Annotated in this window: 21 protein-coding genes and 2 pseudogenes; 10 read left to right on the top strand and 13 right to left on the bottom strand. The window is 62.2% G+C overall.

Going from position 1 to position 23,625, the window contains the following annotated elements; all coding sequences use genetic code 11:
• Nucleotides 1-95: 95 nt before the first annotated feature.
• From XANALMUS060_RS11945 to XANALMUS060_RS11905, 9 genes and pseudogenes are all read right to left on the bottom strand, one after another.
• A pseudogene (locus XANALMUS060_RS11945) lies at nucleotides 96-716 on the bottom strand (flagellar basal body P-ring protein FlgI); the annotation flags it as partial.
• An 8-nt stretch (nucleotides 717-724) separates the two neighbouring features.
• Nucleotides 725-1,423, bottom strand: a complete 699-nt coding sequence (flgH, locus tag XANALMUS060_RS11940) for a flagellar basal body L-ring protein FlgH (protein WP_045738596.1) — start codon at nucleotides 1,421-1,423, stop codon at nucleotides 725-727.
• Nucleotides 1,424-1,446: 23 nt separating this feature from the next.
• Nucleotides 1,447-2,232: a flagellar basal-body rod protein FlgG gene (flgG, locus tag XANALMUS060_RS11935; protein ID WP_045727456.1), complete on the bottom strand. Its 786-nt coding sequence runs from the start codon at nucleotides 2,230-2,232 to the stop codon at nucleotides 1,447-1,449.
• Nucleotides 2,233-2,326: 94 nt separating this feature from the next.
• Complete coding sequence (locus tag XANALMUS060_RS11930) at nucleotides 2,327-3,082, bottom strand: flagellar basal body rod protein FlgF (protein ID WP_045738595.1); 756 nt, start codon at nucleotides 3,080-3,082, stop codon at nucleotides 2,327-2,329.
• A 175-nt stretch (nucleotides 3,083-3,257) separates the two neighbouring features.
• Complete coding sequence (gene flgE / locus XANALMUS060_RS11925; RefSeq protein WP_045738594.1) at nucleotides 3,258-4,481, bottom strand: flagellar hook protein FlgE; 1,224 nt, start codon at nucleotides 4,479-4,481, stop codon at nucleotides 3,258-3,260.
• 25 nt (nucleotides 4,482-4,506) lie between these two features.
• Complete coding sequence (locus XANALMUS060_RS11920) at nucleotides 4,507-5,187, bottom strand: flagellar hook capping FlgD N-terminal domain-containing protein (RefSeq protein ID WP_045738593.1); 681 nt, start codon at nucleotides 5,185-5,187, stop codon at nucleotides 4,507-4,509.
• 41 nt (nucleotides 5,188-5,228) lie between these two features.
• Entirely contained in the window at nucleotides 5,229-5,636 is a 408-nt protein-coding gene (gene flgC / locus XANALMUS060_RS11915; protein WP_012915938.1) for a flagellar basal body rod protein FlgC, read from the bottom strand.
• A gap of 3 nt (nucleotides 5,637-5,639) precedes the next feature.
• Entirely contained in the window at nucleotides 5,640-6,038 is a 399-nt protein-coding gene (flgB, locus tag XANALMUS060_RS11910) for a flagellar basal body rod protein FlgB (RefSeq protein ID WP_045738592.1), read from the bottom strand.
• A 145-nt stretch (nucleotides 6,039-6,183) separates the two neighbouring features.
• Nucleotides 6,184-7,128: a chemotaxis protein gene (locus XANALMUS060_RS11905; protein WP_045738612.1), complete on the bottom strand. Its 945-nt coding sequence runs from the start codon at nucleotides 7,126-7,128 to the stop codon at nucleotides 6,184-6,186.
• A gap of 121 nt (nucleotides 7,129-7,249) precedes the next feature.
• Between XANALMUS060_RS11905 and flgA the strand changes: the two genes are divergently transcribed.
• The 7 genes and pseudogenes from flgA (at nucleotide 7,250) to XANALMUS060_RS11870 (ending at nucleotide 11,301) form a co-directional block, all read left to right on the top strand.
• Nucleotides 7,250-7,894, top strand: a complete 645-nt coding sequence (gene flgA / locus XANALMUS060_RS11900; protein ID WP_045738591.1) for a flagellar basal body P-ring formation chaperone FlgA — start codon at nucleotides 7,250-7,252, stop codon at nucleotides 7,892-7,894.
• 66 nt (nucleotides 7,895-7,960) lie between these two features.
• Nucleotides 7,961-8,278, top strand: coding sequence for a flagellar biosynthesis anti-sigma factor FlgM (gene flgM / locus XANALMUS060_RS11895; RefSeq protein WP_045738590.1), 318 nt, complete (start codon nucleotides 7,961-7,963; stop codon nucleotides 8,276-8,278).
• Nucleotides 8,275-8,619, top strand: coding sequence for a flagella protein (locus XANALMUS060_RS11890; protein ID WP_045738589.1), 345 nt, complete (start codon nucleotides 8,275-8,277; stop codon nucleotides 8,617-8,619). The genes flgM (XANALMUS060_RS11895) and XANALMUS060_RS11890 overlap by 4 nt, the downstream gene beginning before the upstream one ends.
• Nucleotides 8,620-9,158: 539 nt before the next feature.
• Nucleotides 9,159-9,263 (top strand): annotated as a pseudogene (locus tag XANALMUS060_RS21275) (flagella basal body P-ring formation protein FlgA); the annotation flags it as partial.
• A gap of 66 nt (nucleotides 9,264-9,329) precedes the next feature.
• Nucleotides 9,330-9,647, top strand: coding sequence for a flagellar biosynthesis anti-sigma factor FlgM (flgM, locus tag XANALMUS060_RS11880; protein ID WP_045738590.1), 318 nt, complete (start codon nucleotides 9,330-9,332; stop codon nucleotides 9,645-9,647).
• A complete protein-coding gene (locus XANALMUS060_RS11875; RefSeq protein ID WP_045738589.1) occupies nucleotides 9,644-9,988 on the top strand; it encodes a flagella protein in 345 nt (114 codons plus the stop codon). The genes flgM (XANALMUS060_RS11880) and XANALMUS060_RS11875 overlap by 4 nt, the downstream gene beginning before the upstream one ends.
• A gap of 143 nt (nucleotides 9,989-10,131) precedes the next feature.
• Complete coding sequence (locus tag XANALMUS060_RS11870; protein WP_045738588.1) at nucleotides 10,132-11,301, top strand: ATP-binding protein; 1,170 nt, start codon at nucleotides 10,132-10,134, stop codon at nucleotides 11,299-11,301.
• Between the two features lie 101 nt (nucleotides 11,302-11,402).
• Here XANALMUS060_RS11870 and XANALMUS060_RS11865 read toward each other — a convergent pair whose 3' ends face one another.
• Nucleotides 11,403-13,127: an EAL domain-containing protein gene (locus XANALMUS060_RS11865; RefSeq protein WP_045738587.1), complete on the bottom strand. Its 1,725-nt coding sequence runs from the start codon at nucleotides 13,125-13,127 to the stop codon at nucleotides 11,403-11,405.
• Nucleotides 13,128-13,131: 4 nt separating this feature from the next.
• On the bottom strand, nucleotides 13,132-15,231 hold the full coding sequence (locus XANALMUS060_RS11860; protein WP_045738586.1) for a PAS domain S-box protein: 2,100 nt from the start codon (nucleotides 15,229-15,231) through the stop codon (nucleotides 13,132-13,134).
• 160 nt (nucleotides 15,232-15,391) lie between these two features.
• Between XANALMUS060_RS11860 and XANALMUS060_RS11855 the strand changes: the two genes are divergently transcribed.
• The 3 genes from XANALMUS060_RS11855 (at nucleotide 15,392) to XANALMUS060_RS11845 (ending at nucleotide 21,845) form a co-directional block, all read left to right on the top strand.
• Nucleotides 15,392-18,181: a bifunctional diguanylate cyclase/phosphodiesterase gene (locus tag XANALMUS060_RS11855; protein WP_045738610.1), complete on the top strand. Its 2,790-nt coding sequence runs from the start codon at nucleotides 15,392-15,394 to the stop codon at nucleotides 18,179-18,181.
• Between the two features lie 573 nt (nucleotides 18,182-18,754).
• Entirely contained in the window at nucleotides 18,755-20,509 is a 1,755-nt protein-coding gene (locus XANALMUS060_RS11850) for an ABC transporter permease subunit (RefSeq protein ID WP_045738585.1), read from the top strand.
• A gap of 16 nt (nucleotides 20,510-20,525) precedes the next feature.
• On the top strand, nucleotides 20,526-21,845 hold the full coding sequence (locus XANALMUS060_RS11845; protein WP_045738584.1) for a nitrate/sulfonate/bicarbonate ABC transporter ATP-binding protein: 1,320 nt from the start codon (nucleotides 20,526-20,528) through the stop codon (nucleotides 21,843-21,845).
• Nucleotides 21,846-21,891: 46 nt separating this feature from the next.
• On the opposite strand, the gene XANALMUS060_RS11840 is transcribed toward XANALMUS060_RS11845, so the two are convergent.
• On the bottom strand, nucleotides 21,892-22,203 hold the full coding sequence (locus XANALMUS060_RS11840; protein WP_045738583.1) for a hypothetical protein: 312 nt from the start codon (nucleotides 22,201-22,203) through the stop codon (nucleotides 21,892-21,894).
• A 123-nt stretch (nucleotides 22,204-22,326) separates the two neighbouring features.
• Entirely contained in the window at nucleotides 22,327-23,517 is a 1,191-nt protein-coding gene (locus XANALMUS060_RS11835) for a methyl-accepting chemotaxis protein (protein WP_045738582.1), read from the bottom strand.
• Nucleotides 23,518-23,625 lie beyond the last annotated feature (108 nt).

Here is a 23,625-nt window from a genome sequence, read left to right as displayed (position 1 = left end):
CGACGTCCCGCCGGCCGAGTTTGCCGCCCAATTCACTTCCCCACCCAAAGCCGAATTTTCCAGTTCTGCGAGGGCCTAACGCGGGGAGGAGGTCACCGCGAGACGGTGGTGAAATCGGCCTGGTGCAAGTTAAGGGTGATTTCGTTGCTGCTGCCGAACACGTCCGGTAATGCGCGCTCCACGGTTGCGCCATTGGGGATAAGGCCGACGCTGGGTATGTTGACCGAGATGCGCGAGCCGTCCTTGCCCTGTGCGCCGAAGCCGCCGACCACCAAGTTACCCTGAGCGATCGCATAGACCTGACCATCGGCACCCTTCAGTGGTGTCATCAGCAAGGAGCCGCCACGCAGTGAGATGGCATTGCCGATCGAGGAGACGGTGACGTCGATTGGCTGGCCAGGCTTGGCGAATGCCGGCAGTTGCGCACTGATCGCTACCGCTGCCACGTTTTTCAACTGAGGGTTGACGTTCGCCGGCACGTTGACGCCCAGCTCGCCGAGCATGTTCTTCAAGCTCTGCACGGTGAATGGCGCTTGGCTGGTGCGGTCGCCGCTGCCGTCCAGGCCGACCACCAGGCCATAGCCGACCAGCGCATTGCCGCGCACGCCGCCGACCTGGGCAAGATCTTTGATGCGTTCGGCCGCGGCCGGGGCGACCAGAGCAGCGCACAACGCGAAGGCGGTGAGCAGGCGGCAGGGTAGGGACAAGAGAGTCATGGCAGGCCTCAGTAAGGCGAGATGCGTGAATTGAAGAAACGGCTCAGCCAGCCCATGGCATTGGACTGCGCTACCGCGCCGCGACCGCCGTAGGCGATGCGCGCGTCGGCAACCTTGCTGGATGGAATGGTGTTGTCCGGGGCGATGTCGGCGGCGCGGACGATGCCTTGCACCTGCACCAGTTCGTCGCCCTGATTCAGACGCAGATTCTTGTCGCCCTGGATTACCAGGTTGCCGTTGGGCAAGCGCTGCATCACGGTCACGGTCAGGCTTCCCTGCATGGTGTTGCTTTGCGCCGTGTTGCCCTTGCCGGCGAAGCTGCGATCGCCGCTGGTGGAGTTATTGAGCACGTCGGTGCCGTTGATCGAGAACGGGGTGCCGAGCAGAGTCGGCGTGGCCATTTTCACGCTGTCCTTTTTGCTGATACTGGTGCCGGCGGTGCTGCTGGCATTGGTGCTTTCCACCAGGGTGATGGTCAGCAAGTCGCCGACATCGCGGGCACGACGGTCCGAATACAGCGACAAACCTGGGCCGGCGGCGTAGATCGCGCCGGCGCTGGGTTGTGCCTGCGGCGCGACCACCGGGACGATCGGTGCCATCGGCGAATATGGGCGTATGTCGCCGGCAGCGATGCCCAAATTGGCGCAGCCGCCGAGCAGGGCTGGCAACAGCACGGCGGAGAAGCAGAGAGAGGACAGGTGCGACATGGCGGATTCCGGAAACGGCAGGATCAGGCGTTGTTGTTCAAGTAACCGAGCATGGCGTCGGTGGTGGAGATCGCTTTTGCGTTCATCTCGTAGGCGCGCTGGGTTTCGATCATGCTCACCAGCTCTTCCACCACATTGACGTTGCTGCCTTCCAAGGCGCCCTGCACGGTGGTGCCGAGGCCATTGAGGCCGGGCGTCCCGCTTTGTGCCGGACCCGAGGAAGCGGTTTCCACGTACAAGTTCTGGCCGGTGGCCTGCAGTCCCGAGGGATTGATGAAATCGGTCAGGGTCAGCGAGCCGACCTGCAGCGCGGCCGCAGAGCCAGGAACCTGCACGCTGACCGTGCCGTCGTTACCGATGGTCACCGACTGCGCACCTTCCGGAATCTGGATGCCCGGCTGTATGGCGTAACCGCTGTTGGTCACCAGTTGGCCCTGCGCGTTGACCTGCAAGCTGCCGTCGCGGGTATAGGCGGAGGTGCCGTCGGGCATCTGCACTTCAAAGAAACCGCGACCGTTGACCATCACATCCAATGCCTTTCCCGTCTGCTGTTGGCTGCCTTGCTCGAAATCCTTGGAAGTGGCGACGACGCGCACACCCGTGCCTAACTGCAGGCCCGAGGGCAACTGCGTCTGTGACGAACTGGCACCGCCGGGTTGACGCCGCTGTTGGTACAGCAGGTCTTCGAAGCTGGCGCGATCGCGCTTGAAGCCAGTGGTGCTGGTGTTTGCCAGGTTGTTGGAGACGACTGACATACGTGTCTGTTGCGCATCCATGCCGGTCTTGGCGACCCACAAAGCCTGATTCATGACCCGAGTTCCTCTGAAGAATGGTCCCCGAGCGATGCCGGGGTGCATGAAGACTGATGCATGCGCCGTGCCAAACACCGCGCCAGCGGTGGCCTCAGCCGCTCATACGCAGCAGGGTGTTGGCCGACTGCGCGTTTTCGTCACCGTTTTTGATCACTTTCACTTGCATTTCGAACTGACGTTGCAACTGGATCATCTGCACCAGCGCACCCGCGGCATCCACATTGCTACCCTCCAGCGCGCCGGTGTGCAGTGCGATGCCGGTGGCAAGTGGAAAGGCCTTGGTCGGATCTTCGCTGACGTTGCGCATCAGTCCGTCGAGACGGCGGGTGAGCTGATCGGCCGGTGCATTCACCACCTTCAGCGTGCCGATCGCGCTCATCGCTTGCGGTCCTTCGCCCAAGGGCACGATCGAGACGGTGCCGTCGTTGCCGATCTCCAGCGACTGGTGTGGCGGGATCGACATCGGGTTGCCCTCGGTATCGAGTACCGCACGGCCACTGGAGGTGACCAGTTGTCCGTTCGCTGTCAGTGCCAATTCACCGCCACGCGTGTATGCCTCCTTGCCGTCGCTGGCTTGTACCGCCAGCCAATTATTGGCACTGAGGGAGACATCCAGTGGATTGCCGGTGACTTGCTGCGCGCCGACATCTCGATCAAAACCCTGGTCGATGTGCAGTGCATCAATGCGCGACGGATAGCCGTTGCCTTGAATGCGGAATGCTTCGGTATTGGCGAGCTGCGCCTTGAAACCGGCGGTCTCGACGTTGGCCAGGTTGTGGGACACCGTAGTCTGCGCCTGCAATGAAGCGCGGGCACCGGTCATGGCGACGTAGAGTGCTTTGTCCATGGGAAATCCTCGAAAGCCGGGGCTCGGGTCTCTGGGCTGGTGGCCCGGAAAGGCGCGAAGTGGAAGTGCTTGAACGGTCGGGAGAAGGACGCGGCGCGATATATCGATCCGCGTCCTTTACAGCGTTTGATCCAGAGAATTCCAGATCCCGAGCCACCAATCTCGGCTTTACCCGTCAACGGATATTGATGACGGTCTGGGTGACCTGATCCTGGGTGGAGATCATCTGCGAGTTGGCCTGGAAGTTGCGCTGCGCCACGATCATGTTGACCAACTGCTCGGTCAGATCGACGGTGGAAGACTCAAGCGCGCCGGACTGCACGCTGCCGAAGTCCGAAGAACCCGCCACTCCGGTACGCGGACTGCCCGATCCCGCGCTTTCCGCCCAGGCGTTGTCGCCCAGCGAAGTCAAGCCTTGCGGGTTGACGAAGTTGCTCATCGCGACCTGTCCCAATGCCTTGTTGGCATTGTTGGAGTAGCGCGCGTAGACGACGCCGGTGGGATCGATGCTGATCGCGTTGAGCTTGCCGCTGGCGTAGCCGTCCTGAGAGGCAGCGCGCAGGGCGAAGGTTTCGCCGTACTGCGTTGAACCTGTGACGTTCAAGGTGAGGTTGAGGGGGCCTGCGCCGGTACTCGGGGTAAAGGTGCCCAGCGCGATTTGGCCGTTGGCGGGGTTGCTGAGCATGCCATTGTTGGAAAACTGCAGTGTGCTCGCACCGCCTGCGGCGACGCCATCGATATAGTTGTAGACCTGCCACTGGTTGGGCGTGGCGGTCTTGACGAAATACGAGGTCTGGATATGGCTCACGCCCAGCGAGTCGTAGACGGTGGTGCCGCCGGTGGAGCTGTTGTAACTGTTGGCGTTGTTCGGATCGAAGGTGGCGACCGTCGGCGGTTGGGCATTGCCGGGCAGGGTGAAGGTCAGATTGAGCGTGCTGGTCGGATTCGGTGGGCTGTCGGTGGTTTGCAGCTGCAGGTCGCTCAGGGTGCCGACCGCGAAGCCATTGCCACTGGCTGTGGGCGGGAACACCTGCAACCTGGCGCCCTGCGGATTGACCACGTAGCCGTTGGCATCGGTCTGGAAGTTGCCGGCGCGCGAATAAATCCGGGCACCGTTGTTGGAGAGGGTGAAGAAGCCCGAACCGGAAATGGCCAGGTCCAGGTTGCGTCCGGTGGGGTCGATGTTGCCCTGCGAGAATTGCTGGGCAACGTTGCTGACCCTCACGCCCGAGCCCACGGCATTGCGCGCTAGGCCGTAACCGCTGACCGTGAACTGGTCGGCGAACTCGGCACGCGAACCCTTGAAGCCGGTGGTATTGACGTTGGCGATATTGTTGGCGGTGACGTTGAGGTCGGTATTGGCGGCTTTGATGCCTGACAACGAAGTGTTGAAACCCATGATGGACTCCTGTGGATTGGCTGGCTCAGCTGATGCGGATGACGTTTGACAGAGGCGTGGTGCCTAACCCTGTCAGATCGAGATAGATGCCGTCCGAACCGATGATGGCGCTTTCGACCGGTGCTTGAACGTAGGTGGACAGCGTGGTGGAGGCGCCGGTGGTGTCGTTTTGCGTGGCGGTGACGCTGTAGGTTCCAGCAGGCATCCGCGCACCGTTGGCGTCGGTGCCATCCCAGTTGAAGGGGATCTGACCGGCCTTGTCGGCCGCCACGCTGATCTGCTTGATCGCCTTGCCGTTGGCGTCACTGATGGTGAGGTTGACCACGCCGCCGCTGGTCGCGGCGACCATCCCGCCGGCACCGCCATCGTTCCCTAGCGGGAGGCCGGCCGACGGGACCAGCACCTTGTGCCCGATCAGGTTGGCGCCGCGCAGGACTTGATCGGTACTCATCGATGACGATAGCGCCGTGACGGTCTTATTGAGGTCACCAATTCCCTGCACGGTGGACAGTTGCGCCATCTGCGACACCATCTGGCTGTTGTCCATCGGCTTGAGCGGATCTTGATGTTGCAACTGCTCGGTCATCAGTTTCAGGAAGTCGGCTTGTTTGAGTGCCGGGCTACTGCTGGCGGTGGTGCTGGTGTTGCTCGCGGCGCTCAGCCCCAGGCTCGAATACGTATCGGTTGACGAAGAAACGTTGGTCATATGGAATTTCCGGGAGAAGGAGGCGACAGAAGCAGAGCGACTCAGCGCCCGATGGTCAAGGTGGAAAGCGCCAGTTCCTTGGCGGTGTTGAGGACTTCCACGCCGGCCTGGTAATTGCGCGAGGCGGAAATCAGGTTGACCATTTGCGAGACTGGATCGATGTCGGGCGAATAGATGTAGCCGTCTGCATCGGCCAGCGGATGGCCGGGTTCGTAACGCTTGATCGGCGGATCCTTGCTCTGGCTGATTTCCTTGACGTTGACACCGGTCAGCGCGCTGTCGTGAGGGTCGCGCACCGCCTGGAAGATCGGCTCGATCGGTTTATAGGCCGCTTCTGCCGAGCCAGCCACCGAATCGGCGTTGGCCAAGTTGCTGGCGATGGTGCTCATCCGTACCGACTGTGCTTGCAGCGCGGAGCCGGCGACGTCGAAGATTGGCAAATTGCTCATAGCTTATTGGCCCGTGATTGCGGTGAGCATGGTGCGCACCTTGGAATCGATGAAACTCAGCGAGGCGCGATATTCCAGTGCGGCACGGCCATAGGCGGCGCGTTCGGCGTCCGGGTCCACGGTGTTACCGTCCAAATTGGGTTGGCTGGACTCGCGGCTGATCTGGAAGGGATTCAGGCCATCGCCGCCGACCGCAATGTGGCGGCTGTCGGTGACCTGGAGTTGGGTGCCGTCGCGTTGACCCTGTGCGGCACGCATCGCCGCATCGAAATCCAGGTCCTGCGCCTTGTAGCCTGGGGTATCGACGTTGCTGAGGTTGCTGGCAATCAGCTTCATCCGTTGCTCGCGCAGCGGCAGGGCGTCGCCGTGGACGCCTAAATAGGATGAAATCGGATTGGACATGGCACGCGGTCCCGCGGTTCGTTGCTGAAACCACAAGCAAAACGTGTGCCAAACTGAGTGTCTGCCTTTAGCGGGGCAGGATTATCGGGCCAGTTGTTCGCGCCCGCATGTACCGCCGACGGCGGTATGTCGCCAGCGCCGAGGGTTAAGCGGCCTGAGTATCGGCGACGGCCCGCAGTCGTGCCAGCACGTAGTCGGCCAGCTCGTTGGCGCTGTACTTGGCGACGAAGGCGTTGGCGCCGACACGCTCGACCATCGCATTGTTGAACACCCCAGAGAGCGAGGTGTGCAGCAGCACGTACAGCCCAGCCAGGCCTGGATGACGGCGGATTTCCGTCGTCAGCGTGTAGCCGTCCATCGCCGGCATCTCGATGTCGGAGATCACCATGGCGTAGCGCTCGGCTGGATTCTCGCCGCCTGCGTGGATCTGCAGGAGGTGATCCAGTGCTTGACGCCCATCGGAAAGCAGGGTCGCGCCCACGTCGAGCTGGTCGAGCACACTACGGATCTGTTGCCGGGCAACGCGCGAATCGTCCACCACCAGCACCTGCAACTGCCGGCCGGTGAGCGCCAACGACGGGTCGATCTGCGCTTCCGTCCGGGTTTGTGCGATGTCAGCCAAGACGCTTTCCACGTCGATGACCTGAATCAGTTCGCCTTGGAATCGGGTCACCGCGGTCAGATAGCTGGATTCTGCTCCCAACTCCGGCGGTGGATGGATATCTTCCACGGCGATGTTGACGATGCGCTCCACGCCGCTGACAAGAAAGCCCTGGACCGAGCGATTGAATTCGGTGACGACAATGTACCGTGGCCCTGCCTCCGTGTTGGGTTCGCGCTCCGGGTGGCCGATGGCCAGACCCAGATCCAGCACGGGTACCGAGCGGCCGCGGACATCGGCGACGCCGGAAAATTGCAATGGCAGCCCCGGCACCTGGAATAGCTCCGGTCGGCGCAATACTTCTTGCACTTTGAAGACGTTCACGCCAAAAAGCTGACGACCACCCAGCCTGAACAGCAGCAAGGCAAGCCGATTGTGACCCGCCAAGCGGGTGCGCTGGTCGATTCGGTTGAGCAGATCGTGCGACATGGCTTTCATATCGGCGTCAGCGCAGTGGAACTTGAGGCTGTGACGGGGATTGACTACATCAAATCCCGGCACATGATTTGCACTGGAGGAGGCGACACTTACGCTATGAAGAGACACGGTGATGCGTCCGATCCTGTTGCTGATGCTACTTGTGGCCATGCCTGCCTGGGCCGATGAATTCCAACCGGTGGAGACGATCCGTGCGGCAGCACTATCTACGCTGGGTCCGGGGGCCGAGGCTGAGGCGACGCTGGATCCGGCGGTTCGGGTGCCGCTGTGTCAGGTGCCGCTGCAAGCGCAGCCGACCGGCACCACGACGGTGGAAGTCAGTTGTCCGCGCGATGCTGGCTGGCGGCTGTTTGTGCCGGTCAAGGTTCGGCGCATGCAGCAGGTATTGGTGTTGGCGCGCGGCCTGAGCGCTGGAGAGACCATCGGTGCCGCCGATATCGTGGCTGAGACGCGCGATGCTGCGCGGATCGTCGGGGCCGTGATGACCGACCCGGCAGTGGCGGTGGGCAAGCTGGTCCGGCGGACCTTGCCTGCCGGTACCTTACTATCGCTCAGCGATTTGGTCTCGCCGCGGCTGGTTCGGCGCGGCGATAATGTGGCGCTGGTGGCACGCAAGGGCGGGCTGGAAGTGCGTATGGCCGGTCGAGCCATGAGCGATGCAGGCGAAAATGAGCGGGTCACCGTCGAAAACTTGTCGTCTCGCCGCATCGTTCAGGGAACTGTGTCACAAAATGGAGACGTTTTGGTGACGCGATGACAAACCCCCTAAAGTTCTGGATCGTAACGTCGTTATCACATTCGAACCCGTAGCAGGATCAGCGTGATGAGCCAGAAAATTGAAGGTAGTTTGTCGACCTCGGCCACACACCGCACTTCGTCTGTCAGAACCAAGAGCGCCTCTGGCGCATCCGAGGAAGATCAGAACCGTGCGGTCGGTGCGACTGCCGCCACCGATAGCCTACGCCTGACCGGCGAGGCCTCCGGACTACAGAACATACAACGTAAATTGGCGGCCGCCCCGGCGGTTGACACGCAGCGCGTCGAGGCAGTCCGCAGCGCGTTGCAGAACGGTAGCTACAAGATCAACCCGGAGGCCATTGCCAGCCGGATGGTCGAGATGGATAGGCAACTCGGCGCATGAACACATCCGTGACCACTCCCTTGCAAGAACTTAGCGACGCGCTCGTCGGTGAACGGCAAGCGTTGTTGGATCACGATGTGGAAGGTCTGATGCAGGCGACCAGCGCCAAATTGGCCGCATTGCGCGCACTGGAAGCAGACGTGCCGGTGGGGACCGAGGTGGAATTGCGCCTACGCGAGCTGGCCGACGCCAATCGCGCCAACGGCGCGCTGTTGGCACGGCGTCGGCGTGAAGTGAATTGGGCGCTACGTCACTTGGGTCGCAGCGAGAGTGCTTCGGCCTACGACGCCAAAGGCCAATCGAGCACGCCGCTTATGCAGCGTCACCTGGCTATCGCCTGATCTCCCCGCGCCCCTTTGTCGGGGGGGGCGCACGCAGCGGCGGCAACGGCGTATATTGAACGCCCGTCGACCACCCGCCCACCGTCGTGAATTTCGTCGATATCGATTCCGCTGCCCCGGTCGTCCTGCCGTCTCGGGAGCACATGGTTGCATTGAGCGAACTATTGTACGAAGGCGTGGTGCTGTTCCGCGCCGATGGTCAATTGGTGTTGGCCAATAGAGCCGCTCGAGGTTATCTATCCGGCGTCGATGCCGGCACGCTGAGTGCGCATCTGGCGCAATGGTTGCCGGGCGATGCGCTGTCGCAGGCGCGCAACAGCGGCCGTTGGAGTGGAAGCTTACCGACGGAGCAGCGCGTGGTGCTGGCGCATCTGTATTTCCAGGTCGGCTTCGGTGTCGATGATGGCCATTACCTGATGCTGATCCAGGGTATCGAAGGGCAGCAGGATTACGAGCAGGAATTGCAGCGACGCCACGACGAGTTGCGTCAAGCCTATTTGCGTCTCAACGGCGCACAGGAAAAGCTGCTGCAGTCGGAGAGCGATGCAGGCGAAAATGAGCGGGTCACCGTCGAAAACTTGTCGTCTCGCCGCATCGTTCAGGGAACTGTGTCACAAAATGGAGACGTTTTGGTGACGCGATGACAAACCCCCTAAAGTTCTGGATCGTAACGTCGTTATCACATTCGAACCCGTAGCAGGATCAGCGTGATGAGCCAGAAAATTGAAGGTAGTTTGTCGACCTCGGCCACACACCGCACTTCGTCTGTCAGAACCAAGAGCGCCTCTGGCGCATCCGAGGAAGATCAGAACCGTGCGGTCGGTGCGACTGCCGCCACCGATAGCCTACGCCTGACCGGCGAGGCCTCCGGACTACAGAACATACAACGTAAATTGGCGGCCGCCCCGGCGGTTGACACGCAGCGCGTCGAGGCAGTCCGCAGCGCGTTGCAGAACGGTAGCTACAAGATCAACCCGGAGGCCATTGCCAGCCGGATGGTCGAGATGGATAGGCAACTCGGCGCATGAACACATCCGTGACCACTCCCTTGCAAGAACTTAGCGACGCGCTCGTCGGTGAACGGCAAGCGTTGTTGGATCACGATGTGGAAGGTCTGATGCAGGCGACCAGCGCCAAATTGGCCGCATTGCGCGCACTGGAAGCAGACGTGCCGGTGGGGACCGAGGTGGAATTGCGCCTACGCGAGCTGGCCGACGCCAATCGCGCCAACGGCGCGCTGTTGGCACGGCGTCGGCGTGAAGTGAATTGGGCGCTACGTCACTTGGGTCGCAGCGAGAGTGCTTCGGCCTACGACGCCAAAGGCCAATCGAGCACGCCGCTTATGCAGCGTCACCTGGCTATCGCCTGATCTCCCCGCGCCCCTTTGTCGGGGGGGGCGCACGCAGCGGCGGCAACGGCGTATATTGAACGCCCGTCGACCACCCGCCCACCGTCGTGAATTTCGTCGATATCGATTCCGCTGCCCCGGTCGTCCTGCCGTCTCGGGAGCACATGGTTGCATTGAGCGAACTATTGTACGAAGGCGTGGTGCTGTTCCGCGCCGATGGTCAATTGGTGTTGGCCAATAGAGCCGCTCGAGGTTATCTATCCGGCGTCGATGCCGGCACGCTGAGTGCGCATCTGGCGCAATGGTTGCCGGGCGATGCGCTGTCGCAGGCGCGCAACAGCGGCCGTTGGAGTGGAAGCTTACCGACGGAGCAGCGCGTGGTGCTGGCGCATCTGTATTTCCAGGTCGGCTTCGGTGTCGATGATGGCCATTACCTGATGCTGATCCAGGGTATCGAAGGGCAGCAGGATTACGAGCAGGAATTGCAGCGACGCCACGACGAGTTGCGTCAAGCCTATTTGCGTCTCAACGGCGCACAGGAAAAGCTGCTGCAGTCGGAGAAAATGGCTTCCATCGGCCAACTCGCCGCTGGCGTCGCCCACGAGATCAACAATCCGATCGGCTATGTCCACTCCAATCTGGGCAGCCTGCAAGAGTATCTACGCAGCCTGTTTACTTTGATCGAGGCATACGAGCGCGCGTTGCGTGCGCCGGAACCGAAGGCGTTGATTCCGGAAATCGACGACATCCGCAACCGCTTCGACATCGACTTCATCAGCCGCGATCTGCCGCAACTAATGGCTGAGTCGCGCGAGGGCATCGAACGAGTGACGCGCATCGTTCGCGATCTCAAGGATTTTTCGTATTCCGGTCGCGAGGATTCATGGAAGTTGGTGGATCTGCATTCGGGTCTGGAATCCACGATCAACATCATCTGGAACGAGCTCAAGTACAAGGTCACTCTGGAGCGCCACTACGGCAACCTGCCGCTGGTCGAGTGCCTGCCATCTGAGCTCAATCAGGTGTACATGAACTTGCTGCTCAACGCTGGTCAGGCGATCGGAGAGCGTGGCACCATCGTCGTCAGTACCGGTCAGGATGGCGATCAGGTCTGGATCGAGTTCAAGGATTCCGGCTCCGGCATTGCGGCCGATCTGTTGCAACGCATTTTCGATCCTTTCTTCACTACCAAACCAGTTGGTAGTGGTACCGGGCTGGGCCTGTCGATCTCCTACGGCATCGTCAACAAGCACCATGGCCGTATCGACGTATCCAGCAGTGTCGGTGAAGGCTCCACCTTCAGAATCGTGATTCCGGTGCGCCAACCCAAGTGATGTGACTGGGCCTGTGATCTGCGAGGTCAACGCCATGGTCGACATGCGGGCTTGGCGAGCGTCAATTCCCTGGGGTTTGGCACGCCAGTGGCAGCACCATCTCAGACCTGTCCGTCTCGGCGCTGATCGTCGTGCGTGCGGAATGCCTGGCGGATATGTTCGCGCAGTTCGTCGTCGTTCCAGGGCTTGGTCAGGAAGCGATAGATCGCGCCGCGGTTGATCGCATCGGTGACCGTGGCCAGGTCGGTGTAGCCGGACAACACCAGGCGGATCGTATCGGGGTAGAGCATCTTGACCCGGCCGAGGAACTCGGTGCCGCTCATGTCGGACATGCGCTGGTCGGACAGGATCACCTGCACGTCGTTGGTGGCAAGCAGATCGAAGGCATCGCGGACGTTACCGGCGGCAAGGATCCGGTAGCCGTCGCGGCGGAACAGGCGGACCAGGGAGCGCAGTACGTTTTCCTCGTCGTCCAGCAACAGCAGAGTGCGGTCCGGTCGGGTTTCGGCAAAGGATTCCGGGCGCAGGTAACGGCGCCGCAGCGCCATGCCCGCTGCTTCGGCCGACATCGGCTCGCCGAACAGGTAGCCTTGGAAAATATCGCAGTCGTTGCGCCGTAAGAAACCCAGTTGCGCCTGCGATTCAACGCCGTTTGCGATCACCACCATGCCTAACTGGTGTCCCATGGCGATAATGGCGCGGGCGATTGCGGCCTCGCGGTTGCCGGCCGGTGCGCTTTTGATGAAGCTGCGGTCGATTTTGAGTTTGTCCACCGGATAACGCACCAGCGCGCTGAGGCTGGAGTCGCCGGTGCCGAAGTTGTCCAGGCTCAAGCTGATGCCTTCGCGGCACAGGTTGGCAAGGGTCTCGTAGACGAAATTGACGTTATTGGTCAGTGCGCTTTCGTTGATTTCCAACACCACCATCTGTGGTGGCACGCCGGCTGCTTGCAGCGCCGACATGACCTCGTTGAAGAAGGTCGGGCGCAGCAGTTGCAACGTGGACACATTGACCGCGATGGTGAAATCGTCGAAGCCCTGGTCGCGCCACAACCGCGCCTGGCGCAATGCGCCTTCCATCACCCAGGTGCCGATCTGCACGATCACCCCCAGGCGCTCGGCGGTGCGCATGAAGCGCTCAGGGACGAGGATTCCAAGCGTCGGCGACTGCCAGCGCAACAGCGATTCCATGCCGACCACGCGACCGTCGCGCGCGCTGACCATGGGTTGGTAGCGCAAGCGCAGCTCGCCGTTGGGAATGGCGTCGACGATCTGCCGCGAGATGATGCTTTCGCTGTGCGCGCTTGGCGGGCCGTCGGCGGCGTAGAGGCGAACCAGGTTGCCGCCCTCGCGCGCGGCTTGATAGACCGCGTCTTCGGCATAGTCGAGCAGTTTGGACAGACGGGTCGAATGTTCCGGGCACAGACTCACGCCGATTTTGCCGGTCATGAAGAGTGTGTAGGGAAGGACCGAAAGTGGTAGTTCGATCTGCTGGCGAATTTCCTCAGCGAACATTTCCGCAGGCGGTACGTCAGCGGTGCGCGGTACCGCCATGACCAGTTCGTCGCTGCCGTGGCGCCATAGCAAGCCGCGACCACGCAGGTGGGCCTGCAGCCGATGCGTCAGCAGCGCCAGCGCTTGATCGCCGACCTCCGGATTCATGTTCTCGTTGATCGAGGCGAAGTGGTCGATGTCGATGTGGAGCAGCATCACTCCCGGTCCACCGGCCAGCGCTTCGGCGATCATTCCGGCCAGTGCCGGGTGTCCGGCACCCAACCGCGAAGGGAGTTCGTCGTTCGCAGTGTCGGCGGCAGCGGGATTCCACATCGAGTCAAGATCCAGGTGAGGGATGCGTCGCCGCGGTGGTGTAGGGTAGGTACAGTGTCACCCGAGTGCCAGTGCCGGGGGCCGTATCGATTTGCAGGGTGCCGCCGGCGCTCTGCGCCCGTTCGCGCATCACGATCAGGCCTAGACCACGCGGGCCGGTCGGATCGAAGCCATCGCCATCGTCGACCACCTCTAGGTGCAGCTGGCCGTGTTGCTCGTCGCTCAGCGTCATCCGCACTTCACCGGCGCTGGCGTGACGCAGTACGTTGGTCAGGCTCTCCTGAGCGATGCGGAAGCAGGCCTGCTCGACCTCACTGCTAGGACGCTGAGGCAGCGTGGCGATGTCCAGATGCAGGCGCACCGCTGAAGCGCGAAACAGCATGCCTGCTTGCCAGCGTAATGCCGCTTCCAAGCCGAGTGCGTCCAGTTGCGGGGGGCGCAGCAGGGTGGATAGGTTGCGCAGCTTGGTGATGCTGCTGTCGGCCAATTGCACGATCTCGGCGAGATCCTCGCGGCGTCGTGCGGCGTCGGTTTCGTCCAGTGCGGCATGCGCGGACAGTTTCATGGCAGTAATCGCCTGGCCGATGTCGTCGTGCAGGTCGCGCGAAATTGCGCGGCGCTCATCCTCCTGCAACGAGAACAGACGCCGTGCCATCGCCTGTAGTTCGCCGTTGCTCTGCGTCAGCGCATCGCGCATGCGCTCGGGTTCGCTGAGGTCGCGCACGATCAAGAGCTTACAGTCGCGTCCGCTGTAGCGGACGTTACCGAACGACAACCCTGCGTGGAATAGCGAGCCATCGCGACGGCGCATCAGCGCGGCGTTGCCGGGTTTGCCCTTGTTTGCGGCAGCGCCCATCTGCTCGCGTACCTCTGCCAGGCTGGCCTTGTTGACTAAGCTCTGTAATGGCTCGCCGAGCAGGTTCTCGCCTTCATAGCCGAACTGCACTGCACAAGCAGCATTGGCGTACAGCACATGTTCCTGGTGCAGGATCACCACACCGTCCGGCAGCACGCGCACCAGTTCGCGAAACTGCTCCTCGCGTTCGTGCAGCAGGCGCCGTGAGCGTTCGTGTTCGGTCACGTCCTGAAGGGTGCCCCGCACGCAGGCGGAGCCGTCCTCGGCGTTCGCCGATTCGGCGCGCAGATGCAGCATCCGCGCCTGACCATCTGCGGCCAGCACCGGCAGCAGCATGTCCAGTTGTAGCGGCTCGGCGCCGCACAGATCCTCGATGACACGCTGGAGGCGCACTTGCGATGCGACATCGCTTGGGACAAGCAACTCTTCCAGGCGATGCTGTCGCGGATGCTCCGGTACGCGCCGGCCAAGCATGCGATAGACCTGGTCTGAGTAGATCCCCAGACCGCTGGCCCTGTCGAGTTGCCAGGACCCTAGGCGTGCGATGCTCTGGGCTTCTTGCAGGTGCTGCAAAGCCTGATCGCGGCGCTGCTGCGCATCGTATTCGGCGCTACGGTCGCTGATCACCACCAGGCGTGCCTGATGCCCCAGGTAATCCAGGCTGCTGCTACGCGCCTCGGCCATACGTTGGCTGCCGTCGCGCATGCATAGCGGCTCGGCGACCACGCAGATTTTCGAAGGCGTTTGCCGGATCGTCTCGATCACCTCCGCCATCCGGGCACTGACGCTGGGTGGCCACAACTTCACCAGTTCCAGCCCAACGAATTCATCGTGGGACCAGCCGAAAAAGACCACCGCAGCTGGGTTTGCGTCGATGACCCGCAAGCTTTCCAGGTTGTAGACCAACATGGGGCTGGAATTGGCCTGGAACATCTGCCGATAACCTGCTTCCGACAGCGCCAAGCGCGTATGTGCCCGCATCGCGCCACGCACCAGTGGATGCAGCAAACGGTAGAGGGCAATCGCGGTTACGGCCAGAAACAGCGCTTCGTTCAGCAACTGCAAGACAACCAGTGTTGCCGAGTCTTTCACAAAATAGGCGAGCAGCAATTGGCTGGCGATTGACCAGAGCAAACCCAGCGCAAGATACAGCAGCACAGTGCGCCAGATGCCGCGATCCAGCCGTCGCGCCAAGCGTATGCCGGATGGAGCCTGGGAAGGTGGAGAGCTCCCGCGTTGTGATTGCATACTCCGGCAGCCTGTTGCAGTGGTTCGTCTCTGACGAACATCTTAGCGGGTGATGGACGCTGTGGCCCATCGGCGGCTTCCAGCGCTCAATTAATCCTGTCACATGCCGCTATCACCCCTGTCCGCAGCTCTTCTGCGTGGCGAAACGGAGCATCTGGGCGTGGATCAAGGCCTCATTGCAAGCTTGCTGCAGCATCCGCTTACCTCGGCAATTGTCCTGCTGGACGCCGAAGGTAGGCCCCTGGCTGCCAATCAGTCAGCGCAGGTGTTGGGGTTGCCGCGCACCGTTGAGGCCTACGCCCAGCTCATGCGTGATATGCGCGAGCGATTGGTCGATGGTGAGAACATGCTGGCCTGTACGCTGCCTGGTAGCGCGGGGCGGCGGCTGGACGGTTGGTTGCGCTCCGTGCGCGACGAGAGCGGCGCCCTGCTTGCATACACTTTGAGCGTTCCCGAGCCGGTTGGCAGCGATGGCGCCACGCGTTGGGAGATCGCCCTTGAGAGCGCTGACCACGGCCTATGGGACTGGGACATTCCCAGCGACACAATCTTCCGTTCCGAGCGCTGGAAGCAGATGCTCGGTTACGCGGGTGACGCTCCATTCCACGGGTTCAACGGCTTGCTGCCGCTCGTACATGACCAGGACAAGGAACGCCTGCAGCAGGCGATCCGTGCCCATTTCGATGGCCGCACCGCGACCTACATGTGCGAGTTCCGCCTACGTGGGCAGGACGGGCATTGGCACTGGATCTTGGATCGTGGCCGGATCGTAGCGCGGACCGCCGATGGTCGTCCGCTGCGCATGGTCGGCACGCATACGGATATCCACGAGCAGAAGCTGTTGGAGCAGCGTCTACTCGACCAACAGACCTTGCTGCGCGAGGCGCAGCGCATGACGTGCATGGGCAGTTGGTCCTGGGATCCGCGACATGACCAGCTCTGGTGCTCGCACGAATTTCAACGTGTCACCGGCTTGAATGAAGAGCAGGTACCCAATAGCCGCGCTTGGCTGCGTTTGCTCAGCCGTGATTCGTCGGTGCAACTGGTTTCGAGCTGGCGTCGCATGCGGCGCGATAAAAAACCTGTCAATTTTGAAGTGGAACTGCGCTGTGACAGCCAAGCACCATTGCATCTGCGGGTCTGGGCACAGCCACAGTTGGGGAGCGATGGCGCCATTCAACGTATTTTAGGCCAAGTCCAGAACATCACCGAGCAACGCCAGACCGATGCGCTGATTCGCTGGCGTACCGAACTCCTCAACCGTGTTTCGGCGCTGGGTAAAATCGGTGGCTGCGAAATCGAAGTGTCCACCCGGCGCATGCAGTGGACAGAGGAGTGCTATCGGATTCACGGCCTGCGCAAGGAAACCATCGAGCTGCACCAGGCGCTTTCGCTATATACCCAAGACTCGCGTGATGCGTTCGAGGCTGCGTTGGCGCGGATCGTCGAAGGTAGCCTTCCGGAGCAATTGGACCTGTGTTTCCATCGTCCGTCGGGTCAGCGTATCTGGGTGCAGGTGCTGATCGAGCTGGACGAACGCGATGGTCTACCGCCGCGCTTCGTGGTGCTGTTCCGCGACATCACTCACGAACGCGAGGCCAACGAACGCATCGAACTGCTGGCGCACTACGACTTGCTGACCGGATTGCCGAACCGGCAATTGCTGCGCGAACAGTCCGAAAAGGCAATGCACGATGCGATAGAACGAGGCAGTACGTTGGCGATGCTGTTCGTCAATTTGGATGGCTTCAAAAGTATCAATGATTCTTTCGGCCATGCCGCCGGCGATGCTTTGTTGAAGCTAGCCGCATCGCGGATGCACCAGCAACTTCGCACCAGCGATCTGTTGGGTCGTTTAAACGGCGATGAGTTCTTGCTGGTGTTGCGCGATCTGGCCGAACCCGGCGACGCCGAACACGTCGCCCGCAAGCTGATCACGGCGCTGGCCGAGCCGTTGCCCAACGGCGAGAACGTCATCAAGATCGGGGCCAGCATCGGCATCGCGCTCATGGAGGAGGGGCGTCAGGATTTCGACAGCTTGCTGCGCGCCGCCGACGCGGCGATGTACGCTGCCAAGGAATCCGGCCGCAATACTTGCCACTACTACAGCCAGGACGTGTTGCTGCGCGCGCAGCGGCGTCTGGAGATCGAGCACGCGCTGCATGGGGCGCTGGACCGCGAGGAATTCTCGTTGGTGTACCAGCCGCTGGTGCATACGGCAGATGGTCATCCGCCGGCGGTCGAAGCGCTCCTGCGTTGGTACCGGCCTGGCCATGGCCATTGCAATCCGGCCGAATTCATCCCGATCGCGGAGGAGTGCGGGGAGATCGTACGCCTGGGCGACTGGGTGATCAGCGAGGCTTGCCGTCAGGCGGCCGCCTGGGATGCGGCCGGACTGAGTTTCGACCGGGTCTCGGTCAATGTCTCGGCGATGCAGTTACGCGACCGTGGCTTTGCCGAGCGGGTGATCGAGCTATGCCAGCGCAACGGTTGGTCGCCGAAGCGACTGGAACTGGAGCTGACCGAGTCCGCTTTGATCCGCGACACCGAATCGTTACGGCGCTGCTTCGAACTGTTCGAGCAGGAAGGCGTGCTCCTGGCGGTGGACGATTTCGGCACCGGATTTTCCAATCTGCACTACCTCAATCGTTTCCCTGTACAACGGCTCAAGATCGACCGCAGCTTCGTGCAGGACATGTTGCACGACAGCGGTACCGCCAAGGTCACCCAGGCGATCGTGCAACTGGGCCACGCATTGGGCATGCAGGTGGTGGCAGAGGGCGTGGAAACAGTGCAGGAAGATGAGCTGCTGCGCGAACAGGGCTGCGACGAAATCCAGGGCTATCTGCATTCGCGGCCGCTGCCGCCGCGTGAACTGGCCGCCTGGTTGCGCGCACGCCAGCATGCCGAATCGGTACCGCAACCGTGCCTGGAGCTGGCGACGTCGTGAATGTACGCCAGCCCTGATCACGGGCTGGACTTGCGGTGTCTGATGGGCTGGCTATACTGCGCCACCATTGTTCCCGGCCAGAGGCCACTCACCTTGGACAGTCATCCTAGACCGACGCTGCAGCTACCTAGCTGACAGGATTGCCATGGTCTGGGTTGTCCCAGATGGATCCCGTCCGCTCAGGATGGGATCATTCGCCAGCCTCGCTGAGTTGCTGGCTCGATTTCCGCACAAAGCAAGCCCGATCCGCGAAGACCCCAAGCGTTGGCCTACGGCATTTCCGTATCCGGAGCCATCCATGTGTCTGTCATCGCGATTGCTACTGCCCGCTACCATGAAGGCGAGTCCGTCTGCTCACCTGCGCTGGTGTGCGCTGCGGTGCGTCTCAGTGCGGCGATACAGGCGCGTGCGCGCTGGCGTATGCGGGTCGCCCGGCATCGGCTACGGACCCGCCGAAAGCGGTTGACCCGCAGCGTACATTTTTCCCGGTCAGACTGATCGTTCGGCTGCGCGATCGCACCAGCGTATTTTTCAATTGCCGCGGCTTCTTGCCGCCTTTGCCGGATCTTCCACATGGTTCCATTCGTTCGCGACCGTTCCGCGCCTGGACAGAGCGGTGCACGTCCCGGTGTGTTGCCCAACCTGCACGATCTGACGGTGTTCGCACTGCTGCTGGGCTTGGGTGTGCTGTTGCTGCATGGTGCCGCCGACATGCGCGCACCGCTGCCGCCCCCCGGCACAACCTCGGTGTTGCTGGACCTATGGCAACTGCCCGAGTACGGCCTGCGCACCACCTTGCGCATGTTCGCGGCCATGGCGGCCTCGTTGTTGTTCACCTTCGTGGTGGCGACTCTGGCAGCAAAGAACCGGCGCGCAGAGCGGGTGATCGTGCCAGCGCTGGACATCCTGCAGTCGGTGCCGGTGTTGGGCTTCCTCACCTTCACAGTGACCTTCTTTCTTGGCCTGTTCCCTGGGCGCCAGATCGGCGCCGAGCTGGCCTCGATCTTCGCCATTTTCACCAGCCAAGCCTGGAATATGGCGTTCTCGTTCTACCAGTCACTGCGCAATGTGCCGCGCGATCTGGACGAGGTGGCGCGTGGTTTCGGCTTGAGCGCCTGGCAGCGGTTCTGGCGGCTGGAAGCGCCCTATGCCACCCCATCGCTGATCTGGAACATGATGATGTCGATGTCCGGCGGTTGGTTCTTCGTTGTTGCCTCCGAGGCCATTACCGTTGGCGATCACACCTTGCAGCTACCAGGCATCGGCGCCTACCTGGCACTGGCGATCGGCCAGCGTAACTTCGGCGCGGTCGCCTGGGCGGTGCTGGCGATGGCGGTGCTGATCGCCTTGTACGACCAATTGTTGTTCCGTCCCATCGTTGCCTGGTCGGACAAATTCCGCGTCGAGTTGACCGCCTCGCAGGACAAGCCGCAGTCGTGGTTGTACGACTTATTGCGCCGTACCCGTCTGATCAAGCGCCTGGCCGCGCCCTTGGCGTGGGCCTGGCAGCGCACTTTGCTGCTGCGATGGACGCCGCGACGAGCGTCTGTGAACACGGCGCAGGCGTCGCGGGGGCGCAGCGCGGTCTGGGGGGATCGCGTATGGGGTGCGTCGCTGGCTGCCGCGGGCTTGACGGCGGCCTGGTTTGCCTTCGACTACGGCCGCCGCCATCTGAGTCTGCACGATCTGGGCGATGCGTTCTGCGGTGGCCTGGCCACCTTGCTACGGGTGGTGGTGCTGATTGCGCTTGCCAGTCTGGTCTGGGTGCCGATCGGGGTCTGGATCGGTCTACGCCCGAAGGTGGCGCAACGGGTGCAGCCGTTGGCGCAGTTCCTGGCTGCGTTCCCCGCCAACGTTCTATTCCCGTTTGCGGTCTTGGCAATCATCGCCACTGGCGCCAATCCGAACATCTGGCTGTCGCCACTGATGATATTGGGCACGCAGTGGTACATCCTGTTCAATGTGATTGCTGGCGCCAGTGCTTTTCCCACCGACCTGCGCGAAGCCGCCAGCATCTACCGCCTGCGCTCGTGGACGTGGTGGCGGCGAGTGATTCTGCCGGGCATTTTCCCGTATTACGTGACCGGCGCGCTGACCGCTTCCGGTGGCTCCTGGAATGCCAGCATCGTGGCCGAGCTGGCCAGTTGGGGCGATCGCCATGTGCAGGCCTACGGCCTGGGTTCCTATATCGCGCGTGCCACCGCTGCTGGCGATGGCGCACGGGTTCTGCTCGGTGTGGCGGTGATGTCGCTGTTCGTGAGCATCTTCAACCGTGCGGTGTGGCGGCGGCTATATGTCTTTGCCGAACGCCGGCTGCGTTTCGACTGATCCAAGGAGACCGATCATGAGCTTTTCCGCAAGCGCTCCCGAGCGCGCGCCGCTGGTCCGCGTACAGGGTGTGCGCAAGAGCTACGACAAGGGTGGGGCGACACCGTTGGTGGTGCTGGAGGACGTCGACCTGACCCTGAACTCCGGGCAGATCGTCGGTCTACTCGGCCGTTCCGGTTCGGGCAAGTCGACCTTGCTGCGCGCCATCGCCGGCTTGCTGCAGCCCAGCGCCGGCAGCATTGCCTTCCGCGACGCTGCGCCGAATCAAGCACCCGACGACATTGCGATGGTGTTTCAAAGCTTCGCGCTGTTCCCATGGTTGACCGTACTGCAGAACGTGGAAGTCGGGCTGGAGGCGCGTGGGGTGGAGGTCGACGAACGGCGCCGCCGCTCGCTGGCGGCGATCGACCTGATTGGCCTGGATGGCTACGAGGGAGCCTATCCGAAGGAGTTGTCCGGAGGCATGCGCCAGCGCGTGGGTCTGGCGCGGGCGCTGGTGGTGCGACCAAAGCTGCTGCTGATGGACGAGCCCTTCTCTGCGCTGGACGTGCTGACCGCCGAAACCTTGCGCACCGACCTGCTGGATCTGTGGTCGGAAGGACGTATGCCGATCGAATCGATCCTGATGGTGACCCACAACATCGAGGAAGCGGTGTTGATGTGCGACCGGATCGTGATCTTCGGCGCCAATCCGGGCCGGGTGATCGGCGAGATTCAAGTCACTCTGCCGCAACCGCGCAATCGACTTGCGCCAGCGTTTCGCGCGCTGGTCGACGACATCTATGCGCGCATGACCTCCAGTCCGCAGCGTCCACAGGCACGCGAGGGCGTCTTTCCTGGCAGCGGCATTGCCATGGTGCTGCCGCGAGTGTCGAGCAATCTGCTGGCTGGCTTGATCGAGGCGGTCGCTGCCGAGCCCTACCATGGCCGCGCCGACCTGCCGCCTCTGGCGGCCGGTTTGCAATTGGAAGTCGACGAACTTTTCCCGATTGCCGAGACCCTGCAATTGTTGCGCTTTGCCGTCTTCGAAAAGGGCGATCTGCAGTTGACCCCAGCAGGGCAGCGTTTCGCCGAACTCGGCACCGATGCGCGCAAGCAACTGTTCGCCCAGCATCTGGCCACCTATGTGCCACTGGCCGCGCACATCCGGCGCGTGCTCGACGAGCGTCCGGCGCACCATGCACCGGCGCGACGTTTCCGCGACGAGCTGGAGGATCACATGTCGGAGGACTATGCGACGGAAACCGTGCAGGCGGTGACCAGTTGGGCGCGTTACGCCGAGTATTTCGCCTACGACAAGCAGGCCGACCTGTTCTCGTTGGAAAACCCCAGCTGAAGGGCGCGCGAAGCAGCGACCTCAAAGTGACGTCGGCGAGGATCGCTCAGTCGATGTCGTGCAAGACAAAATCGATGATCGGTTCCGGCGTGCCGGCAGCGTCGATGGCGGTTCCGTTCAATCCCATGTCCCAGGCCAGACTGGCCCAGACGCTGTCGTCAATGCAGGCGTTCTGCGGCGTGGAGGGACGGGCAATCTGCATCTTGTGCAGCTCGGCCTGGGCCAGTGTTTCCAGTCGGCGCAGGACGCTGCCCGTGTGCTGACGCAGCGGCACTGCTGGAGCAACTGCGTCCGCTGCCGGTGCGCATGTATCGCTCGGTGCCGTGTCGCTCGTATCGCTGCGCGCATCGCAGGACATGACCGCACCTCTGGGAAGGGACTGGAAATGCATCGGCTAGGCCAAGCGAGTAGGGCATAGACGACACGCCCCGGTAGGGCCGGGGACGTGTCGGTTCATAGTGCGGAAGCGGTCAAGCCAGACTCAGAACAATTCCACCGTGCCTGCGCCCATGCTCTGCTGCGCCACCGGCTTGTGCGGCGGGCGCTCCCATTCCGTGCGCATATCGCGCAGACGCTTGCCGACCCGCTGCAGCGCATCGATCAGTTCGCTGTCGAATACTCCGCCATTGCGGTGCAACAGTTCCTGCAGGGCCACCGCTTCGCGGTTGATCGCGGCCAGACGGTCCATGTGGGTATGCACGCCCCCCAGCGCCTGGGTTGCGATGTCCTCGAACTGCAGGGCGCGCACTGCTTCGGCGACACTGCTGTCGATGGAGCGGCCGCATTCGGAAATCTCGCGCATGCTGTCGCCCAGGGAGTGATTGATCGCCGCCACGTTATCCAGCATCGCCGCAGCCTCGGCACGTGCCTCGCGGGAGCGGTCCATGTCGCGCGAGGCCATGTGCGAGACCGTCTCACGCACCTTGGCGATGGCGTCCTTGGAACTATGCGCCAGCTTGCGGATCTGTTCGTTGAAGGTGGTGGAACGCTCGGACAGATTGCGTACCTCGTCGGCCACCACCGCGAAGCCGCGGCCCGCTTCGCCAGCGCGCGCCGCTTCGATGGCCGCATTCAACGCCAGCAGGTTGGTCTGGTCGGCGATCGACTTGACATCCTCCAGTAGGGCGAAGATGCCGTCCAGGTGCTGCGACATGTCGTCGATGTAGTGCACCGTGGTGCTGCTCTGGCCGCTGACTTGTTCCAGTGCTTCGACCAACTGTTCCATACGCTGGCTGGCATGTTGGGCGAACCGGGCCACGTCCACCCCGGCGCCGCCTTCTTCGCCAGCACGATCCACGATCCGTGCCAACGCCACGCTCTGCTGACGCGATTTACGATTCATTGCCTCGAAGCTGTTGCCCAAGCCGCTGACCGCCTGGCGGATCAGTTCGCGGGCACGTTCGATATCCCCGCGCGATCCATCGATCTCATTGCCCACGAAGCTGCGCAGCTCGTTCAGCAATTGATCCTGTTCACGCATGATTTTGGCCTGTTCCGGCGAGCGCCGGCCTTGGCTGTAGACGGTCCAGGCGGCGAAGCCCAACCAGCTCAACGTCATCGTGGAGAGAATGGCCCAACGGACCGGGGCTGGCCAATCGAAGCCGGCAGCGATGGGGAACAGCAACGTCAGGGCAAGCGGAGCGGCCAGACGGATCAGGAGGCGTGAATACATGGACGTTCTCGGCAAAGTCACGATTGCTGTATCGGCCGCCCCCTCCTGCTCTTTAGGTGCGGACTGGCGTTAATCGTCTTAAGGCTATCGGATCCATTAACGTATCCG

The organism is Xanthomonas sp. MUS 060, from assembly GCF_000963215.1.
GTDB lineage: Bacteria > Pseudomonadota > Gammaproteobacteria > Xanthomonadales > Xanthomonadaceae > Xanthomonas_A.
This window is presented reverse-complemented; position numbering and strand designations above follow the sequence as displayed.

What these genes read in the sequence shown, in the direction of transcription:
- XANALMUS060_RS11860 (WP_045738586.1), bottom strand. Translation starts at nt 15,231, where the DNA reads ATGCAATCACAACGCGGGAGCTCTCCACCTTCCCAGGCTCCATCCGGC.
- XANALMUS060_RS11840 (WP_045738583.1), bottom strand. Translation starts at nt 22,203, where the DNA reads ATGTCCTGCGATGCGCGCAGCGATACGAGCGACACGGCACCGAGCGAT.
- flgM (WP_045738590.1), top strand. Translation starts at nt 7,961, where the DNA reads ATGAGCCAGAAAATTGAAGGTAGTTTGTCGACCTCGGCCACACACCGC.
- XANALMUS060_RS11865 (WP_045738587.1), bottom strand. Translation starts at nt 13,127, where the DNA reads ATGTGGAATCCCGCTGCCGCCGACACTGCGAACGACGAACTCCCTTCG.
- flgG (WP_045727456.1), bottom strand. Translation starts at nt 2,232, where the DNA reads ATGAATCAGGCTTTGTGGGTCGCCAAGACCGGCATGGATGCGCAACAG.
- flgC (WP_012915938.1), bottom strand. Translation starts at nt 5,636, where the DNA reads ATGAGCAATTTGCCAATCTTCGACGTCGCCGGCTCCGCGCTGCAAGCA.
- XANALMUS060_RS11930 (WP_045738595.1), bottom strand. Translation starts at nt 3,082, where the DNA reads ATGGACAAAGCACTCTACGTCGCCATGACCGGTGCCCGCGCTTCATTG.
- XANALMUS060_RS11845 (WP_045738584.1), top strand. Translation starts at nt 20,526, where the DNA reads ATGAGCTTTTCCGCAAGCGCTCCCGAGCGCGCGCCGCTGGTCCGCGTA.
- flgM (WP_045738590.1), top strand. Translation starts at nt 9,330, where the DNA reads ATGAGCCAGAAAATTGAAGGTAGTTTGTCGACCTCGGCCACACACCGC.
- XANALMUS060_RS11835 (WP_045738582.1), bottom strand. Translation starts at nt 23,517, where the DNA reads ATGTATTCACGCCTCCTGATCCGTCTGGCCGCTCCGCTTGCCCTGACG.
- XANALMUS060_RS11870 (WP_045738588.1), top strand. Translation starts at nt 10,132, where the DNA reads ATGGTTGCATTGAGCGAACTATTGTACGAAGGCGTGGTGCTGTTCCGC.
- flgA (WP_045738591.1), top strand. Translation starts at nt 7,250, where the DNA reads ATGCGTCCGATCCTGTTGCTGATGCTACTTGTGGCCATGCCTGCCTGG.
- XANALMUS060_RS11920 (WP_045738593.1), bottom strand. Translation starts at nt 5,187, where the DNA reads ATGACCAACGTTTCTTCGTCAACCGATACGTATTCGAGCCTGGGGCTG.
- XANALMUS060_RS11875 (WP_045738589.1), top strand. Translation starts at nt 9,644, where the DNA reads ATGAACACATCCGTGACCACTCCCTTGCAAGAACTTAGCGACGCGCTC.
- flgH (WP_045738596.1), bottom strand. Translation starts at nt 1,423, where the DNA reads ATGTCGCACCTGTCCTCTCTCTGCTTCTCCGCCGTGCTGTTGCCAGCC.
- XANALMUS060_RS11850 (WP_045738585.1), top strand. Translation starts at nt 18,755, where the DNA reads ATGGTTCCATTCGTTCGCGACCGTTCCGCGCCTGGACAGAGCGGTGCA.
- flgE (WP_045738594.1), bottom strand. Translation starts at nt 4,481, where the DNA reads ATGGGTTTCAACACTTCGTTGTCAGGCATCAAAGCCGCCAATACCGAC.
- XANALMUS060_RS11890 (WP_045738589.1), top strand. Translation starts at nt 8,275, where the DNA reads ATGAACACATCCGTGACCACTCCCTTGCAAGAACTTAGCGACGCGCTC.
- XANALMUS060_RS11905 (WP_045738612.1), bottom strand. Translation starts at nt 7,128, where the DNA reads ATGTCGCACGATCTGCTCAACCGAATCGACCAGCGCACCCGCTTGGCG.
- flgB (WP_045738592.1), bottom strand. Translation starts at nt 6,038, where the DNA reads ATGTCCAATCCGATTTCATCCTATTTAGGCGTCCACGGCGACGCCCTG.